The organism is Chitinophaga jiangningensis (assembly GCF_900142605.1).
GTDB classification, from domain to species: Bacteria; Bacteroidota; Bacteroidia; order Chitinophagales; family Chitinophagaceae; genus Chitinophaga; species Chitinophaga jiangningensis.
In genome coordinates, this window is record NZ_FRBL01000015.1 from 13,215 (window position 1) to 29,336 (window position 16,122).

At 48.0% G+C, this 16,122-nt stretch carries 14 protein-coding genes; 5 read left to right on the forward strand and 9 right to left on the reverse strand.

Going from position 1 to position 16,122, the window contains the following annotated elements; genetic code table 11:
- The 5 genes from BUB18_RS28090 to BUB18_RS28110 form a co-directional block, all read right to left on the reverse strand.
- Entirely contained in the window at window positions 1-807 is an 807-nt protein-coding gene (locus BUB18_RS28090; protein ID WP_073087584.1) for a helix-turn-helix domain-containing protein, read from the reverse strand.
- Window positions 808-1,053: 246 nt separating this feature from the next.
- Window positions 1,054-2,469 carry an aldehyde dehydrogenase family protein gene (locus tag BUB18_RS28095; RefSeq protein ID WP_073087586.1) on the reverse strand — a complete coding sequence of 472 codons (1,416 nt, stop codon included), beginning with the start codon at window positions 2,467-2,469 and terminating at the stop codon, window positions 1,054-1,056.
- A 68-nt stretch (window positions 2,470-2,537) separates the two neighbouring features.
- A complete protein-coding gene (locus tag BUB18_RS28100; protein WP_073087588.1) occupies window positions 2,538-2,915 on the reverse strand; it encodes a cupin domain-containing protein in 378 nt (125 codons plus the stop codon).
- An 83-nt stretch (window positions 2,916-2,998) separates the two neighbouring features.
- A complete protein-coding gene (locus BUB18_RS28105; RefSeq protein WP_073087590.1) occupies window positions 2,999-3,787 on the reverse strand; it encodes an AraC family transcriptional regulator in 789 nt (262 codons plus the stop codon).
- Window positions 3,788-3,810: 23 nt separating this feature from the next.
- Complete coding sequence (locus BUB18_RS28110) at window positions 3,811-4,833, reverse strand: metallophosphoesterase (RefSeq protein WP_073087592.1); 1,023 nt, start codon at window positions 4,831-4,833, stop codon at window positions 3,811-3,813.
- 235 nt (window positions 4,834-5,068) lie between these two features.
- On the opposite strand from BUB18_RS28110, the gene BUB18_RS28115 reads away from it, so the two are divergent.
- Window positions 5,069-8,395, forward strand: coding sequence for a M60 family metallopeptidase (locus tag BUB18_RS28115; protein ID WP_073087594.1), 3,327 nt, complete (start codon window positions 5,069-5,071; stop codon window positions 8,393-8,395).
- A 150-nt stretch (window positions 8,396-8,545) separates the two neighbouring features.
- Window positions 8,546-9,454: a hypothetical protein gene (locus tag BUB18_RS28120; protein ID WP_073087596.1), complete on the forward strand. Its 909-nt coding sequence runs from the start codon at window positions 8,546-8,548 to the stop codon at window positions 9,452-9,454.
- A gap of 126 nt (window positions 9,455-9,580) precedes the next feature.
- Here the strand turns inward: BUB18_RS28120 and BUB18_RS28125 are convergent, their stop codons facing one another.
- The gene (locus BUB18_RS28125) at window positions 9,581-10,096 is read right to left on the reverse strand and encodes a class I SAM-dependent methyltransferase (RefSeq protein ID WP_073087598.1); all 516 of its coding nucleotides are present in this window, start codon (window positions 10,094-10,096) and stop codon (window positions 9,581-9,583) included.
- A 156-nt stretch (window positions 10,097-10,252) separates the two neighbouring features.
- Between BUB18_RS28125 and BUB18_RS28130 the strand changes: the two genes are divergently transcribed.
- Window positions 10,253-11,029, forward strand: a complete 777-nt coding sequence (locus BUB18_RS28130; protein ID WP_073087600.1) for an MBL fold metallo-hydrolase — start codon at window positions 10,253-10,255, stop codon at window positions 11,027-11,029.
- A gap of 13 nt (window positions 11,030-11,042) precedes the next feature.
- A complete protein-coding gene (locus BUB18_RS28135) occupies window positions 11,043-12,341 on the forward strand; it encodes a hypothetical protein (protein ID WP_073087602.1) in 1,299 nt (432 codons plus the stop codon).
- Between the two features lie 95 nt (window positions 12,342-12,436).
- Here the strand turns inward: BUB18_RS28135 and BUB18_RS28140 are convergent, their stop codons facing one another.
- Both BUB18_RS28140 and BUB18_RS28145 read right to left on the reverse strand, forming a co-directional pair.
- Window positions 12,437-13,210: a type 1 glutamine amidotransferase domain-containing protein gene (locus BUB18_RS28140; protein ID WP_083550955.1), complete on the reverse strand. Its 774-nt coding sequence runs from the start codon at window positions 13,208-13,210 to the stop codon at window positions 12,437-12,439.
- A gap of 85 nt (window positions 13,211-13,295) precedes the next feature.
- Window positions 13,296-13,865 carry a Crp/Fnr family transcriptional regulator gene (locus BUB18_RS28145; RefSeq protein WP_073087604.1) on the reverse strand — a complete coding sequence of 190 codons (570 nt, stop codon included), beginning with the start codon at window positions 13,863-13,865 and terminating at the stop codon, window positions 13,296-13,298.
- A 73-nt stretch (window positions 13,866-13,938) separates the two neighbouring features.
- Between BUB18_RS28145 and BUB18_RS28150 the strand changes: the two genes are divergently transcribed.
- Window positions 13,939-14,898: a DUF5996 family protein gene (locus tag BUB18_RS28150; protein ID WP_073087606.1), complete on the forward strand. Its 960-nt coding sequence runs from the start codon at window positions 13,939-13,941 to the stop codon at window positions 14,896-14,898.
- A gap of 85 nt (window positions 14,899-14,983) precedes the next feature.
- Here BUB18_RS28150 and BUB18_RS28155 read toward each other — a convergent pair whose 3' ends face one another.
- Entirely contained in the window at window positions 14,984-16,117 is a 1,134-nt protein-coding gene (locus tag BUB18_RS28155; protein ID WP_073087608.1) for a TlpA disulfide reductase family protein, read from the reverse strand.
- Window positions 16,118-16,122: the final 5 nt, after the last annotated feature.

Sequence of the window (16,122 nt, forward strand, 5' to 3'; positions counted from 1 at the left end):
CTAACGTAACGCCGAAGGATTCACCGCATACTTATTCTTAAACGCAAAAGAAAAGTGAGAGAGGTCCTCAAAGCCCACCTCCAGGTAAACATCTGACGGGGTGCGGCCTTTATTGGCAATCTGGAAATGTGCCTCCTCCAATCGCTTATCCAGCAGCCATTTGCTGGGAGTGGTATGAAACACTTTTTCAAAATCCCGCTTAAAGGTACTGAGGCTACGCCCGGTTAGATAAGCAAACCGGCTCAAACTAACATTGAAGCGAAAGTTCTTTATCATAAAATTTTCGAGGTCGATTTTTCCGGGCTCGGAAAAGTCAAACAGGATATTTTTTAATTCCGGGTTTACCTGTAACAACAACAACACGGCTTCACGTACTTTCAGGTCCATAATGGCCTGTTGCTCCTGCGGCGGCATTTGTAAATACACCAGCAGTGAATCCATGTAGCTTTTGTACAAAGCACTGTTTTTCAATACTAACACCGCATCAGTAACAGGCGAAGGTGTGATATTCGTAAATCCTTTCTCCTGGCTGATTTTACGCAATAATTCCTGGTCGATATACACGGAGATACTGCGAAAATCTCCTTCCGTCCCCATATCTTTTACAAACTTGGCCAGCTTGTTTCTGCGACTCAACCGGAAGTCGCCCTCCTTCATCACAAAAGTTTTTTTACCGTCGTTGATCGTCAGCGTGCCGGTCATCTGCATACTGAACACATGTTCGGATATAAATTGCTCTCCTTCCGTACTCCTGTTGAAGTAACAGTTATAGAGGATCTTTCCTTTATTTTCTGATTTATCTGCCATTGTAATACGCTTACATTTAAATAACTCATCTCCATCTACCGCCGCCGCAGGCGGCGGTAGAACCGGAGCTAGCGGGCCGAAGGCCCGCCAACTCCAATTATGGAACAAAAAGCAAGCCTTTGCTGCTTACCTGCTTTGCTGCTCTGCGAGCAAGAAAAATCGCTCGCTGGCGCCGAAGGCGCCTTATCCTGATAAATCTTCGCGAGTCTAAAAAATTCTTCAGCTCCTAGCGAGCATCCATTAAAGTTAACTCAAAATCGTTTTAGATTCCAGGTACGCTTCCAGGCCGTACACGCCAAACTCACGACCCAATCCAGATTGTTTGAACCCGCCGAAAGGTGCCATCGGATCATGTTTGAAGCCATTGATGGCTACCCGGCCTGCTTCCAGTCTGGCTGCTACTTTCTTAGCTTTTGCCATATCAGTACCCTGAACATATGCCGCCAGTCCGTAAGTGGTATCATTCGCAATTTCAATCGCTTCTTCCAGCGTATTGTAAGGAATCACCGATAACACTGGTCCAAAGATTTCTTCCCTGGCAATACGCATGTTGTTGTTTACATCCACAAATACCGTTGGCTGTACAAAGTTGCCTTCTTCCAGGCCTGCCGGTTGTCCGGGGCCGCCAACGAGCAGGGTAGCACCTTCAGCGATCCCTAATTGGATATAACCCTGTACACGCTCAAATTGTTTTTTACTGATCATAGGCCCTACCTGTGTGGCAGGATCTGCCGGATCACCCACTTTCACATTTGCTACAGCGGTGCGCAGGAGGGTCTTCACTTCCTCCATTTTAGCCGCCGGCACCAGCAGCCTGGTGGCTGCAATACAGGCCTGACCGTTATTCATAAACGCCGCTGCTACGGAAAGTGGAATAGCTTCCTGCAGGTTGGCATCTTCCATGATGATGTTAGGTGATTTACCTCCCAGTTCCAGGGTGATGCGTTTTACAGTATCCGCACCATCTCTTGCAATGGATTTACCCACCGCAGTAGAGCCGGTAAAGGAAATTTTAGCAATGTCCTGGTTGCGGGTGAGTTCCGCACCTACTACGGCTCCCAGGCCATTTACAATATTGAACACGCCTGCCGGCAATCCTGCTTCGTGCAGGGCTTCCATCATCAGCTGCGTTTGCATGGCACTCATTTCACTGGGCTTGATTACAGCCGTGCATCCGGCGGCAATGGCAGTGGAAAGTTTGTTTGCGATGAAGCTGTTGCTGGCATTCCAGGGGGTGATAATACCTACTACACCTACTGGTTCCAGCAATACAGTTGCACTACCCAACCGTTGTTCAAAATTGAAATCTTTCAGCACTGCAATATTGGAGGAAATGCTCGACAACGTATAGGAAAAGCTACCATTCGCAAATTGCAGGGTACCGCCATATTCCTTTACCATCATGGCAATCATTTCATCTTTTCTTTTTTCAATGGCGGCATACATTTTTTCGAGGTAGCCGATACGTTCTTCCCGGGTAGTTTGGGAAAAGGTTTTAAAAGCGGCTTTGGCGGCAGCAATCGCCTGCTTGGTATCTGTTTCATCACCAAGTGTGACCTTGCCCAGTAATTCCTGGTTTACAGGGCTGATCAGGTCAAAGGTTGCCTTACCGTGTGGCGTTACGAATGCTCCGTTGATGTAAATTTTATCGATGATTTTCATGACTGTTTGTTTTTTTGTTACGATACAAAGGTCACTACTTATCACCCCTCGATGGTTTGTTCCAAGGGTCAATCTGCTTTGTTCAGCGGTTCATCCAGCAACTCCACTTCCTCAGGAATTACAAAAAACAGGGTACAGCCCGTTTTACTGAAGACGCTGTGTTTAAAGCCTGGCGGGGTATACAGATAATCGCCGGCCCGTAGTGTGGCGCCTTCCAGTGTGGCTTCCCCTTCCAGCACAAATATTTCCTCCCCGGCGGGATGATTGTGATAGGGATATTTAGCCCCCGGCTCAAACCGCAGAAGAATGGTTTTTGACCGGCCACTGGCGGCATCGTAGCGGAGCGACTTCACAAAAATACCGGCATAATGAACCCCCTTTTCAATAAGTGGGGCCCATTCCCGGGTGTTGCTGTGGGTAATGTAATCCTGCATGTTGGTGTTCATAAAAAAAGTAATTTTTGATGACACAAAGTTGGGGTATACAGGCAGGGTTGAAAATAGAGAATCCTTAGAAAAAGATGTAAGATTTAGCGTCCGTGCTGCTCCTTGAATAATTTAGGGCTCAGCTGCGTTTGTTTCTTGAAAAAGTTGGAAAAATAATAAGGATCATTAAAGCCCAGCGCATAGGCTGCCTCTTTAATGCTCATATCCGTATAAATGAGCAGGCGCTTGGCTTCGGAGGTAATCAGGCCATATACAACATTCTGCGCAGTTTTGCCGGCATGCAGTTTCGCCAGTTCATTGAGTTTGATCTCAGTAGTGCCCAGCATTTCAGCAAACGTGGCAATAGGGTAGTTTCGGGCGAAGTTATGCCGCACGGCTTCCAGGAACTTCAGGAACAAGGCATCCGGCTTCCAGATTTCATCACCACGCTGCACCTTACTGCGGTTGATGGCCACCAGGATCAGCGTAATGCGACTATGTACCGAAATTAGGTACTGGTAAGGCTGTGTGGCCAGCTCCTGCTGGATAAGCGCCAGTTGTGCGCTCACAAGGGCTGTGTCCACCGCAATAACCTCGTTCTGGTCGAAGTGGCAAAACAGCCCGTTATGAAATATCAATTCTATATCCTTGTCATCTTTACAAAAAAAGTCCAGGGAAAACTCCAGCACATAGCCTTCCGCGTCCGCCGTTGCTGCATAATGATGGATCTGACCGGAGGTGATGGTGATCACTTCGCCGGGGTGTAAAGCCAACGCATTACCATCTACATATAAATCAATCAGCCCGCTGCTGCAATATATTAATACATATCGCATGATACGGCGGGGCTGATGGTGGTCTGTTATGTCGGCAATGCGGCTGATCTGAACCATAGCACTAAGTTAAAGCAATCTACTCAGAGCGGAAAGGGAGTTACCTCCATCTCAAGCAGTAGGGCAAGTTCCAGCACCTTCACCGGCGTATTCAGTGAATTTTCCAGGTCACTCAATTTCAGCTGACCGGCGGCGCTTTTGAACAGGAAGTTCTTAAAAGCATGTTCCTGCACGGCATTTACAAAGTCGTCCGGATGCGCCACCTTCAGGTCGGCCGTAAAAGTATCCAGTCGCTCCTTCAGCCGTTCCAGCATACGCGGATAATCGCCTGCCCAATGAGCCAGGGCCTCCACTATCACTTTTACTTCCGGCTCATTCACAAAATCCAGCTTTTTCAACTGGTGGCGGATGGCTTTCATTTCCATTTGTCGCCACTTGCGCGACTCCAGCACCGGCAATTGCCAGCGTTTTATTTCACTTTGCCAGTGGTTGCTGAGCGCCTGCACCTGGTGCAGCTGCATATCCGGAAGGGTAATAGCCGTAAGCTGTTGCCCATGGCAGCAACCGGTATCCAGCGCCCAGGTGTTGTTGATCCGCAGCGGTTTTTCCACTACACGATGACCGAATAGCACGGCGCGGTCGCCGGTATAATGCGCAGGCCATGCGGCCGCATCTTCGTATAGGCGTTCCAGGTGTTTCTCCCCGGAAATAGTACCGCAAAGTACTTCTTCCCGTTGCTCTTCCATGGGTTTACCATTTTCCAGCGCCGCATGTACAATAATGGCCTCCGGCAAAACATAGTAATAAGGCAATGTCTTCAGCCACTGGATAAATTCCGGGTACTCCGGGCCGAACTGCAGTCGCACAATTTCCTGGGAATAGCTCAGGATGCCATTCAGGTGCTTTCTTTCATGGTTGCCCATCAGTACAACGGTATTGGGGCGATGCCGCAGGTAACGGTAAACTTCCAGTGATTTGTTGCCGCGGTCAACAATGTCGCCAACCGCAATCAATAAATCTTCCGGGGTGAGGTTAACCTGGTCAAGTAGTAGCATGAGCTCATCGTAACATCCGTGGATGTCGCCTACGATAATTGTTCTGTTCATAGGTATCAAATTTTAAATAAAGGGAGAACGGGTTGAATAACTGTTAGTTGTAGTATGGATTAACAAACATGACTATATCGGGGTCCATCATTCTCGGCCACAAATATCTGAAAATTATTTAAGATTTCACCCCATGAAACATTTTTCCTGTGTAAATGATGATTTTGACCTGCCTCTGTTAATCGCTCCCATGGTACTTTTAAAGTAACAGTGAACCAAAATCAACGCTATTGTTATGAAAAAAACTTTTACTCTCCTGGTTGCCCTGCTATTTGTTATAGTGGGCAGGACAACCGCTGCCGGAACTATTGTGCCGCTTGGCAGCGACAGCACCTTCCGTATGGTAGCCCGCAATATCTGGGAAATTACCCAGGTACCCAGCATCGCCCGGGAAACCAGGCGTATCAAAACCTCTTTACAGGTAGCCGACTTCCAACCCGTTGGTCTGCGGGCGGCGGCCTCCGGGCCCCTGCTGATCAATGTGGAACAACTCAGCGGTACGGACCTGCCCAAGCTGATTATGGGTACGTACGACCGCCAAACCGTGACCACCATTTCCCTTACCGCCGGCCTCAACACCATTACCACGGCTAATGGCCGTGATCTTTACCTGCAATATTCCTCCGATACACCGTCGGTAAACAACCAGGTAAGGGTCACCTTTCAAAGCGGCTATGAGCAAATGCCATTTTATATTTTGGGCAATACCACCCATAACGACTGGCTGAATATGCTGGCTGCTGATACAGTGTCGCCCAACGTGACGCTGTCGGCCAATCGTGTATTCATTGTCGTTAGTCGCATCAAAGCGGTAGAATACAAAAACGAAAACCAGGATACCCTGCTGAAGCTGATGGACCAGGTGATGCAGGCGGAGGGTGACATCTCCGGTCTCGACAACAGCACGCCCACACATGCGCCTTTCCTTCGGAATAAGCTGATGCTGCTTGAAAAAGCCAGTGGCAACCCGGATGCCACTTCCCTGGGCCGTGTGCGTATACCTACCGGCAGTATCAACTGGCTGCTTACGCCTTCGTATATCCTTAACAGTGGGGGATGGGGCGTATTCCATGAAATAGGTCACCACCACCAGCATTCCAGCTGGACATGGTCCACCTGTATCGAAGTATGCGTAAACATTTACAGCCTGGCCGCCAAGAGGGCTATCCATCCCGATCAACCGGGAATAGGTGCGAGCGACTGGAACAACATATTTGCCTACCTCGCACAGCCGCAGGCCGCAAAGAATTTTAATGCCAGCAGCACAGCCCTGTTTGTACGCCTGGGAATGTTCCATCAATTGTGGCTGGCGTATGGCGACAGCTTTTACCACACCCTCCATAAACGCAATCGCGATGAAGCGCCTGCTCCGAGCGGTGATGAAGCCGAAATGCGTTTGTTTATGACCTACGCATGCCAGATCAGTGGTTATAACCTCGGCAACTTCTTCAAAAACTGGGGACTCAACGTGAGCCAGTCGATTTACGATGAGCTGGACGCTCTTGGTCTGCCGCTGCCACCAGTGGACCCTGCCACCCTCCGCGATGACCTGGTGACCTCCATTACCACGCCGGCTGCCAACGCAGTATATGGCGCAGGGGATACCATTTTCATAAACGCTGCCGCCAACGGGCCTGCTAAGGTTACCAAAGTGGAGTTTTATGCCGGTAATAATAAATTGGGAGAAGACAGCGCCGCTCCGTACACCTTCACGTGGGCAAACGTTCCTCCCGGCAACTACACCCTCACGGTCAAAGCTTCCACTGCCACCGCTACAGTCGTTTCCGAACCGGTGGCCATCAGTATGAAAGCGATTAGTATTACCAGTCCTGCCGATGGTGCCGCATTTTCCGCCGGCACTACCGTACCTGTTACAGTGAACATTGCCGGTACCACCGGTATCCAGCGCGTGGAGTATTATGCTGACAGCGTTAAAGTAGGAGAGGTAACTACCGCACCCTATTCGTTTACCTGGCAGCCCGCCGCAGGCACACACAATGTGTATGCAAAACTGGTATACCAAAATAATGATACCGCAGTATCGGCACCCGTAGCCACGATTACCGGCGGTACTTTTGCAGTAGCCGATGCCTATGTGCGGGATGGCAGCTATGCCGGCAACAACTACGGTAACGCCACTACGCTGGTGGTAAAGAAAGATGGAAATGCCAGCTTCAGCCGGATAAGCTTCGTAAAATTTGATCTCAGTCAGCTGACGAATGTAAGTACCGGTAAATTGCGTTTAAACATTGTAGGTGCAGGTACCGCAGCCACTGGTACCCAATGGCAGGTATGGAAAGTAGGGAACGATAGCTGGACCGAATCCGGCATTACCTGGAACAACCGCCCTACAGCAGATACGCTGCTGGCGAGCATTCCCGGAAAAAGAACCGGATATGCGGAGTGGGACCTGAGTGATGCGCTGCTGCAGGAACTGGCAGGCGATAAAGTGCTTACACTGGCTATACAGTCCTCCGTTTCCGGCCAAACCAACGATGGTACCTTTAGTGCCCGCGAAGTAACGGATGCGCACCTGCGCCCCGTATTGCTGGTGTATCCGGACACCACCGCACCGGTTATCGCAACGCCCGACAGCATTTATGTACTCAATGATACCGGTGTGACTACCGCCGCCGTGCAGCTTAGCACTCCGGTGGCTACCGACAGAAGCGGTATTGCTTCCATTGTAAACGATGCGCCGGCGACATTCCCGCTGGGTAAAACCATTGTGCTATGGACGGCTACAGATAAGGCAGGTAATACGGCTACGGCGCAGCAACTGGTGGAAGTAGGGCTTCGCAAAAGTAAAATCGGTAACGTAACAGTATATGCCGGCACCACCAATAACTCTTCCATTGGCCGTATGGCCGACTTGCAGGCGGAGTTGTACCTGAACGGGAACCTTGTTGGTACAGGTACTTTGTTACAACAGCACCTGCAAGGCAAAACGCTGGCGAGTGCACAGCCGTTTGTGATCCCGATCAACAGCGACAGTATCGCCTACACGCAGGAAGATCAGCTGCAACTGAAACTTTCCGCTCGCAAGGCCGGTGGTAATGGAACGTATGGTATCCAGGTATGGTACAATGCAGATGGTACTAACGGTAACGGCTATAGCACACTGGAGAAGTATACACCTGCGGCCTCAGGTTCGCCGGTATTTTCCCTGGGAAATCCATTTGTATTGCGTGATACCGCTGGAAGCGCAGCACAGTCAGTAACTATTACCTTATCTGATGAGTTTAAGGAGATAGCTACCTGGTCTACGATAGCTGTTCCGTGTAATTACGGGGAACAGGCTGAAAATGCCGGTGATAAAGCGCCGCAGCTGATAGTTTCCGCTTACCCTAATCCTGCTGCTACGGAGTTTGTGCTGAATCTGACAGACGGTAATAAATCTGTGCTGATACAACTAACGGACTTCTACGGTCGCCCGGTGAAGCAGCTGAAGTTTGCAGCCGGCCAGCAGGTGCGGTTTGGAGGTGATTTGCCTAAAGGTGTTTATTTTGCCTGGGTGAATCAGGAAGGTAAAATGGCGTTTGTGAAGTTGATTAAGTTATAAGCTGATTACAGGTAATAAGCAAAAGGCCGTCTCCTAAAAATGGAGGCGGCCTTTTTCGTTTGTGCCGTGCTTACGATAGTAACTGCGCAAAAGAAAAAGGTAGGGTTATTATACGCTATGAAATATCCCCCAGATTGATAAATTTGTAGTATGAAAAGGTTTATAATAACACAGTTATTTATTTCGCTGCTTCTCTTAAAAGTAAAAGCCACAAATGTTGATTCATTAAGGCCACTTTTAAATATTCGTATTGCTGAAAATGCTTTGTTGAAGGATTTAAGTATACTTCAACCTGCTATCATTCATGATACACTGTTTATACTCAATCATAATAAGCTTGTATTAATTGATTTTAAGCAGAAAAATGTCTCGACAAATGAAAAGGTGAACGCTACACTTGCAGGATTAGCTGCAAAAAAACAGTATCCACTTACGTTGTCAGCGGCACCTGAAGGTTTTTATATTGGATGTTGGGATGGTATTCGCCTGATTTCCACGTATGGAAAGATTCTTTCTTTTACCAAGACGGAAGGGCCTGTGGATTACATCCATTCAACAATACAAAAGATCTGGGCAAATTTTGATAACAAAGTAATAACCATAGATAAGGTTTCTGGTGCCATTTCTCAGAAAGTTGATGAAAACATGTTCACATCGGTTGGAGGATATATTACTATACCGGAGAATATAGGTGTTTGCAGATCAGAAGGAGATGTAGTTAAGGAGTTTACCATGGACCCCAATCAACAACTGAATGAAAAGGAATATGAAATTCCTGAATCTTATACTTTCTGCCAGGATCCTTATTATGCATTCGCCGATCAGCAATACTTTATCATATACGATCTGACAAAGCGCGATGCACTGTATTTTCTGGATAAAAACAATCTAAAGAAGCCCCCCGTAAGAAACATCAGCATGGCTAAATATCAGCTCATACGGACAATTGCACTGAGAAATATGGAAGAAGATGATCCTAAATTGAAAATCGGTTATGCTGATGGAAAGTATTACCTGTTGTCCTGGAAGAATGGAAACTTCCAGGTATTCACATTCTAGCAGAAGTATCTGGTAGAATTTAAAAGGAGGAAATCAATATTTTTAACTACCCGGAAGTTGAATAAATGCACTGTCCATCCACAAAAAAGAAGCAGTTTCATTTAAAAAATAAGTCATCCGCCTTTTTTACCTACTTATCCGCGCAGCATACATCTTTCCCGACCTATACACTGAATTCCTTTCTCCTAATTTGATAGTATTGGTAAAACCCGCCTCCCTGAATAGTTCGGTGAGGGCTTGTAACGTAATAGGATAGGGCACCCAGGGATTCGCCTGCGTAGTTTCATATTCTACTATAATAAAGGTGCCATCATCCGTCAAACTTTGTGCAAGCCGCTTGATGAGGTTGGGTTTATCTGTAATGTAGTGCAGGGAATTGGCCATCACTATGCCTTGTAGTGCGGGTAGTTGAAAGTTCGTTAATGAAAAATCGGCCTGTTGCCGCATGACGCTGATGCCTGCCGGAATGCTGTAAGGCAGTGGTTTTACGGGCTGTTGGTCAATGGCCAGTATGGTACTGCCCGGCGGCAGTAAATGCGCGAGGGCTACTGAAAATAAGCCTTCACCACAGCCAAGGTCCGCCCAGGTGCCGGCTTGCAGCCCTTCCGCGTGTATGAGCGCAATCGCTTCTTTTATCTCCATAGTTTTAAGTTAATGTATTTTTTATTATGTTTGGGCCCAACGGAAACGGGTAGTACATGTTAACCTTGTTGTAACCCGGTGGACTATCAGTCATGTTTTTTCTGGCCTACAGGTGAGCGCCCACGCCAGCCTACCTTTGCCTTAAAATTTTGCAATATGGAAACTAGCATCGTCTGCGCTACTTGCGGTACCCAATATCAGTCGGCACCTGCTGATAATATTTGTTTTATCTGTAAGGATGACCGGCAATATCTGCCTGTAAACGGCCAGCAGTGGACTACACTAGCGGAATTGTCTGCCTCGCACCACGTGCAGATCAAAGAAATTACACCGGCATTATTTGAGCTGGAAATCACGCCCAAATTTGCCATTGGCCAACGTGCCCTGCTGGTGCTGCATCCGGAAGGAAATATTTTATGGGACTGTATCCCACTCCTGGATGCGGCCACAGTGGCTTTTATACGCGAAAAAGGTGGCCTCCGCGGCATTGCCATCTCCCACCCACATTATTACAGTAATATGCGCAACTGGGCCGAAATGTTCGATTGCCCGGTATACCTGCACGAAAAAGATAAGGCCTATATCGCAGATCATCATCCAAGGGTCAACAACTGGACCGGCACTGATCTGTCATTAGGGAATGAGCTTCGTATAGTCAATACCGGTGGTCACTTCCCTGGCAGCTGTGTACTGCTTGCCGGTGATACCTTGTTATGTGGAGATACCATGTACTTGTCGCCAAGCATGCAACACCTCGCCGTAATGTACAGTTATCCCAACCGCATTCCTTTGCCGGTGGCGCAGGCCAGGGCCGTGATGGAACAAATAATGGATCTGCCGTTTAACCACCTCCACGGGTTTTATGATTACCAGAACCTGCGTGGCAATGCCAAAGAAATATTGAAACAATCGATGGACTGGTATCAGTCGTAAATAAAAACAGCCCATGAATAAATACGAATTCGGATTTCAAAGTAACAAAGGGAATCCCTATATCTTTTTAATGATCCTTTCACCGTTGGTGACAGTGCCGCTGCTGGTGCTGATGGAAAATTTGAATCTACCTGTTTTCTTTATTGTTATACTAACGCCCATCATTTTCGGTGGTTACATGATGTACAAAAAGGGAAAGGCCAGGGACGAAATCACGCTCGATAACCGCGGCTTTACTTCCAGCTATTACGGTAGAATCGATTTCAACGATATTGCCGAAATAGTGCAATTGCCCTGGTACCGCCGTAATCCGCCTACGATGGCGATCAGGCTGACATCCGGAAAAAAGATTGGCTGGAACTTAACTTACAGAGGTAGTATTTTCAATACCTCCGCTGATGCCCATACTTTCGATGATTTTACAACTGCCCTGGCCGACAAACTGGAAGCCCGGGTGCAGCATAAAAATCCATTTGTGGAACAAAAAGCCCCGGAAACAACGTCCCTGGCCGGGCAGCTGCAAGGGGAGAAAAAGCGGAACAATAGTGTTTACTGGACCCTCCCGCTGGGCTTCGTTGTAGCATTGACAGGCTTGATTCGCACCTGTGGCAAGGATTGGCTGCCTAACAGGAATATCGATTTCGGTAAAGTAGCAGCGAGACAGGAAGCGTTGTATCACCAAAATATTATAACGGCCAGGCAAATCATGGATTCAATGGCAGTGGTCAATGGACCGGCTTTTTTGTACACCAACGATACCGGTGCTATTCTTAAACAGATGCCGGATCTCGAAGTGGAAGAGGCTACCGGCATCAGGGTTTTTCAGCAAACTGCTGCAAATATGGAGATGCAAAGATTTATTGAGCATCCGGATTCATTTCCGCCAAGGATATTTGTAATTGGTACTGATACGGTATTTAAAAAAATGACGAAGAGTATCCTGAATATGGATGACAGTGCGAGTCGCTATTTATACCTGCGCGTGTATGACACTTCCCAGCACATCAAGGCACCCAGCTTTAGGGGAAGTACCATGGATACTACAAAATATAAGGTTTTTGACGTCACCACAGCCATTCCCATATATGATACTACTAAAATAGGGGAGGCTATAGAAAAGGCTTTTCCGGGGATGCACCTGATGCTGGCGCAGGTACATCATCGATCTTCGTTTAAGGTATATCTGACGGGCAGAGTCAGTGAAGGAATTCCGGAACACTTATTTCGAAAGGCTGTATTGGAGTTGAATAAACAGTTTCACGCCGTGAAAGTGGATACTACCTTGTTTGTATCCAAAACTTTCTTCAACTGATAAAAACACAGGGTGTATCAAAAGTCTGATACACCCTGTTATGGTTCGGGTACCTGATGGAGTCAGGCCGTTATTTAAGTAATGCTCAGCATACTTTATTTACTAATCGCAGCCATCAGCTTTTCGGCCACTCCTACGGAAGAAGCGGGATTCTGACCGGTAATCAGCAGTCCATCCTGCACGGAAAAAGGATGCCAGTTTTCTGTTTTTTCGTAAATGCCTCCGTTAGCCTTCAGCATATCTTCCAGCAGGAAAGGCACTACTTTGGTGAGTTGCACACCTTCTTCCTCGGTATTACTGAAGCCGGTTACTTTTTTACCTTTCACCAGTGGTTCGCCATTAGCGGTTTTTACATGTTTTAGAGCCGCAGGAGCATGGCATACCAGCGCTGCGGGCTTATTGTGGTCTACGAAGCTGGCGATCAAAGCCGCACTGGTTTTATCTTCTGCCAGGTCCCACATGGGGCCGTGGCCTCCCGGATAAAACACAGCATCGAAATCCTCCTGTTTTACATCCGCTAGTTTAACGGTATGTGCCAGTTTATCTTCCGTGGCTTTATCGTTGTAGAATCGTTTGGTAGCTTCTGTTTGAGCGCCCGGATCGGTGCTTTTCGGATCAATGGGTGCCTGCCCGCCCTTGGGAGAGGCGATGGTCACCTGCACGCCTTTATCAGTCAGGAAATAATACGGTGCGGCAAACTCCTCGATCCAGATGCCTGTTTTCTCACCGGTATTGCCCAGGTCACTATGGGAAGTAACTACAAACAATACTTTTTTGGGTTGGGTGTTATGGTTGCTCATTTGTGAAAAACCTTTAAGTGTGGTTAAAATGATCATTGTACTTAACAGTAACTTAGCCGTGAAGTTCATTTGCTTTGATTTTTTAATACCGCAAAGTTCCCAACTAGCTGTATAGCCACACAGGAGGTATGTCACAAATTCGCTGTGATATAGATCACATTTTTTTTGAATAGAGCCGGCTGAGGGTTTCGCGACTCACGCCCAGAAACGCCGCCAGGTCCTGCTTGGGTACCACCTGAAAGAGGGCAGGGTATTGCTGCAGCAACTGCTCATAGCGGTCTTTGGCATTGTGGGTAAGCATGGATAAAATTCTCCGTTGCAGGCCCACGTAGCCCATCGCATTTTTCTTACGCCAGAAATGTTCCACTTTGTGCATTTCCGCACAGAGGCGCTCCTTATCTTCCTGTGCAATATAATAGATTTCAGTAGGCACCACCGCCTCCAGGAATATGCTGGAAGGCGTATGGGTATATAGCGCCTGGTAATCGCTCGTCCACCAGTCCGCCAGTGCAAAAGAGAGTATATGCGTTTTATCCTCACTGTCGAGCACATACGCTTTCAGGCATCCTTTTACCACGAAATACTCATGCGAAACCGGATCGCCCTCCTGTAAAATAAATTGCTTCTTCATCACTTTCCGGTGCCTGAAAAAACTGCTGATGTAGGAAAATTCGGTGTCCGTCAGCGAAATAATTTTCTCAAAATGATCACGTAATACCTGCATGCCATAAAGATAGGCGTTAGGGAGATATAAACCCTTCTCCGCTCCCGGTTGTTAGTCTTAAAAAAGGCATACTATGAATAAAGCAACTACAACATGGCCGGCCTTAAGCTACGCCGACTGGAAAGATACACTGGCCACAGTTCACCTCTGGACACAGATAGTGGGTAAAATCAGGCTGCGTAAAATGCCATGGTTGAATCACTCCTGGCATGTGACCCTTTACATCTCTCCTGACGGATTGGGCACTGGCAGTATGCCTTATCAGCACGGCATCTTCGATATTAACTTTGATTTTATCCATCACCGCCTCCGCATCTCCACCAGTAATGGCGCCCGGGAGGAAATTCCCCTGGAGCCGGTTACTGTGGCCGACTTTTACAAGCAGCTTTTCGGGAAACTGGCCCAGCTCGACATTGACGTCTCCATACATGATATGCCGGCAGAATTACCCAATGCTATACCGTTCCCGGAAGATACCGTGCATGCATCCTACGATAAAGCCCGCATGGCCGACTATTGGCAGGCCATGGTAAAAATTTATGATGTATTTACCCGCTTCCGTACCCGGTTTACCGGTAAGTGTAGCCCCGTCCATTTCTTTTGGGGCGCATTTGATCTGGCGGTTACCCGGTTTTCAGGGAGAGATGCACCGCTCCATCAGGGCGAGGCTCCGAATATGCCCGCTGCCGTAATGCAGGAAGCCTACTCCAAGGAAGTAAGCTCCTGTGGCTTTTGGCCAGGCAATGATCAATACCCGCACGCAGCCTTCTATGCGTATGCCTACCCCGCGCCCGATGGCTTTGCTGACCAGCCGGTTAAACCAGCCGCTGCCTTTTTCAGTAAAGAAATGGGCGAGTTCCTGCTCAATTACGAGGATGTGCAGCAGTCCGCCGATCCGTTTGTAACACTCATGGATTTTCTGCAAACTACCTACGAGGCTGCGGCTAATACCGCTCAGTGGGACCGTAAACACCTGGAATGCGACCTTTCCCACTACGAGCTGGAATACGGCTGCTTCCGGCGGGATTCCTAAAAAAGCACAAAAAACCCGGCCATCAACATGGCCGGGATCATATTCTCATACTAAAATGCAACGCTTACGGGATCATACGGTATTATCAGTTACCGAAGATCTCAGTAAGTTTCTTGTTCAGCTCCTCGCCACGCAGATTCATCGCAATGATGTTTCTGTTCTCGTCCAGCAGGAAGTTTGCCGGCACCGCACGAATGCCATAGAGGCGTCCCACCTCGTTGTTCCATCCCTTCAAATCTGATACATGCATCCATGGCAGCCCATCCTTGGCGATAGCGTCTATCCATTTGTCTTTATGATCATCGAGGGAAACAGCAATAATCTCGAAACCTTTCTCTTTGAATTTTTTGTATTGTTCGGTGAGATTCGGATTCTCCGCTCTGCAAGGCCCGCACCAGCTGGCCCAGAATTCAAGCAGCACATATTTCCCCTTTATATCATCCAGTTTCACGGTTTTGTCGTCAACATCCTTTTGCACAAACTTAGGCGCGGGGGCACCCACCTTAATAGTCTTGGCGGCTGCAATGCGCTGGCCCATTTCACGGCCCTGATCACTGTTACGCAGTGCGGCACTCATCGCGTTGTAAATAGGTTCAATCTTTTTTACATCCACCGGTGAGCCGGTACCTTCTGACAATGCCACCATACCGAAGTAGGCTTTAGGGTTAGCTTTCGCAAACTCCAGCTGCTTGTCGGCGCGTGCTTTCATCCGACGGCGATATTCGGTGTTCAGGTTGTTCATGAAGGCGGTATCCTTCCGTTGCTCCGGCGTAGCACCCGCCACCTGGCCATTGGCCCACTTATTCAGGTCCATGATGGTGCCGCCAATGAATTTATTGTAAGCCTGAAATTCATTGTAAATTTTGGAGCCGGTGATTTTTGCATTGCCAAGTGAATCCGCAGAAGTGATCTTCACCTGCTCCTTACCGTAGTAGAAGTAAATCACATCGCCGCCATAAACGGCTTTCATTTTGCCGGAGCCATCGTGACTGATCGCCAGTCGCGCATAGGCGTAATCATTACTCTTACCGGTAAACGAAAACAGGCCGTTGATCACCGCGGCACTGTCTTCTTTCCCAACCCCGTCAGACATATAGTCGATATAAGCCATTGCCGGACTATTCAGCTTCCCGATATTGCCCGTAATGGTAAATGTTCCCTGTTGTGCCTGAACTGCCAGTGGCAGCACAATGGCAGCTGTTAATAATATCTTCTTCATTATTA

What these genes read in the sequence shown, in the direction of transcription:
- BUB18_RS28140 (WP_083550955.1), bottom strand. Translation starts at nt 13,210, where the DNA reads ATGAACTTCACGGCTAAGTTACTGTTAAGTACAATGATCATTTTAACC.
- BUB18_RS28145 (WP_073087604.1), bottom strand. Translation starts at nt 13,865, where the DNA reads ATGCAGGTATTACGTGATCATTTTGAGAAAATTATTTCGCTGACGGAC.
- BUB18_RS28110 (WP_073087592.1), bottom strand. Translation starts at nt 4,833, where the DNA reads ATGAACAGAACAATTATCGTAGGCGACATCCACGGATGTTACGATGAG.
- BUB18_RS28130 (WP_073087600.1), top strand. Translation starts at nt 10,253, where the DNA reads ATGGAAACTAGCATCGTCTGCGCTACTTGCGGTACCCAATATCAGTCG.
- BUB18_RS28100 (WP_073087588.1), bottom strand. Translation starts at nt 2,915, where the DNA reads ATGAACACCAACATGCAGGATTACATTACCCACAGCAACACCCGGGAA.
- BUB18_RS28155 (WP_073087608.1), bottom strand. Translation starts at nt 16,117, where the DNA reads ATGAAGAAGATATTATTAACAGCTGCCATTGTGCTGCCACTGGCAGTT.
- BUB18_RS28095 (WP_073087586.1), bottom strand. Translation starts at nt 2,469, where the DNA reads ATGAAAATCATCGATAAAATTTACATCAACGGAGCATTCGTAACGCCA.
- BUB18_RS28150 (WP_073087606.1), top strand. Translation starts at nt 13,939, where the DNA reads ATGAATAAAGCAACTACAACATGGCCGGCCTTAAGCTACGCCGACTGG.
- BUB18_RS28125 (WP_073087598.1), bottom strand. Translation starts at nt 10,096, where the DNA reads ATGGAGATAAAAGAAGCGATTGCGCTCATACACGCGGAAGGGCTGCAA.
- BUB18_RS28090 (WP_073087584.1), bottom strand. Translation starts at nt 807, where the DNA reads ATGGCAGATAAATCAGAAAATAAAGGAAAGATCCTCTATAACTGTTAC.
- BUB18_RS28135 (WP_073087602.1), top strand. Translation starts at nt 11,043, where the DNA reads ATGAATAAATACGAATTCGGATTTCAAAGTAACAAAGGGAATCCCTAT.
- BUB18_RS28105 (WP_073087590.1), bottom strand. Translation starts at nt 3,787, where the DNA reads ATGGTTCAGATCAGCCGCATTGCCGACATAACAGACCACCATCAGCCC.
- BUB18_RS28115 (WP_073087594.1), top strand. Translation starts at nt 5,069, where the DNA reads ATGAAAAAAACTTTTACTCTCCTGGTTGCCCTGCTATTTGTTATAGTG.
- BUB18_RS28120 (WP_073087596.1), top strand. Translation starts at nt 8,546, where the DNA reads ATGAAAAGGTTTATAATAACACAGTTATTTATTTCGCTGCTTCTCTTA.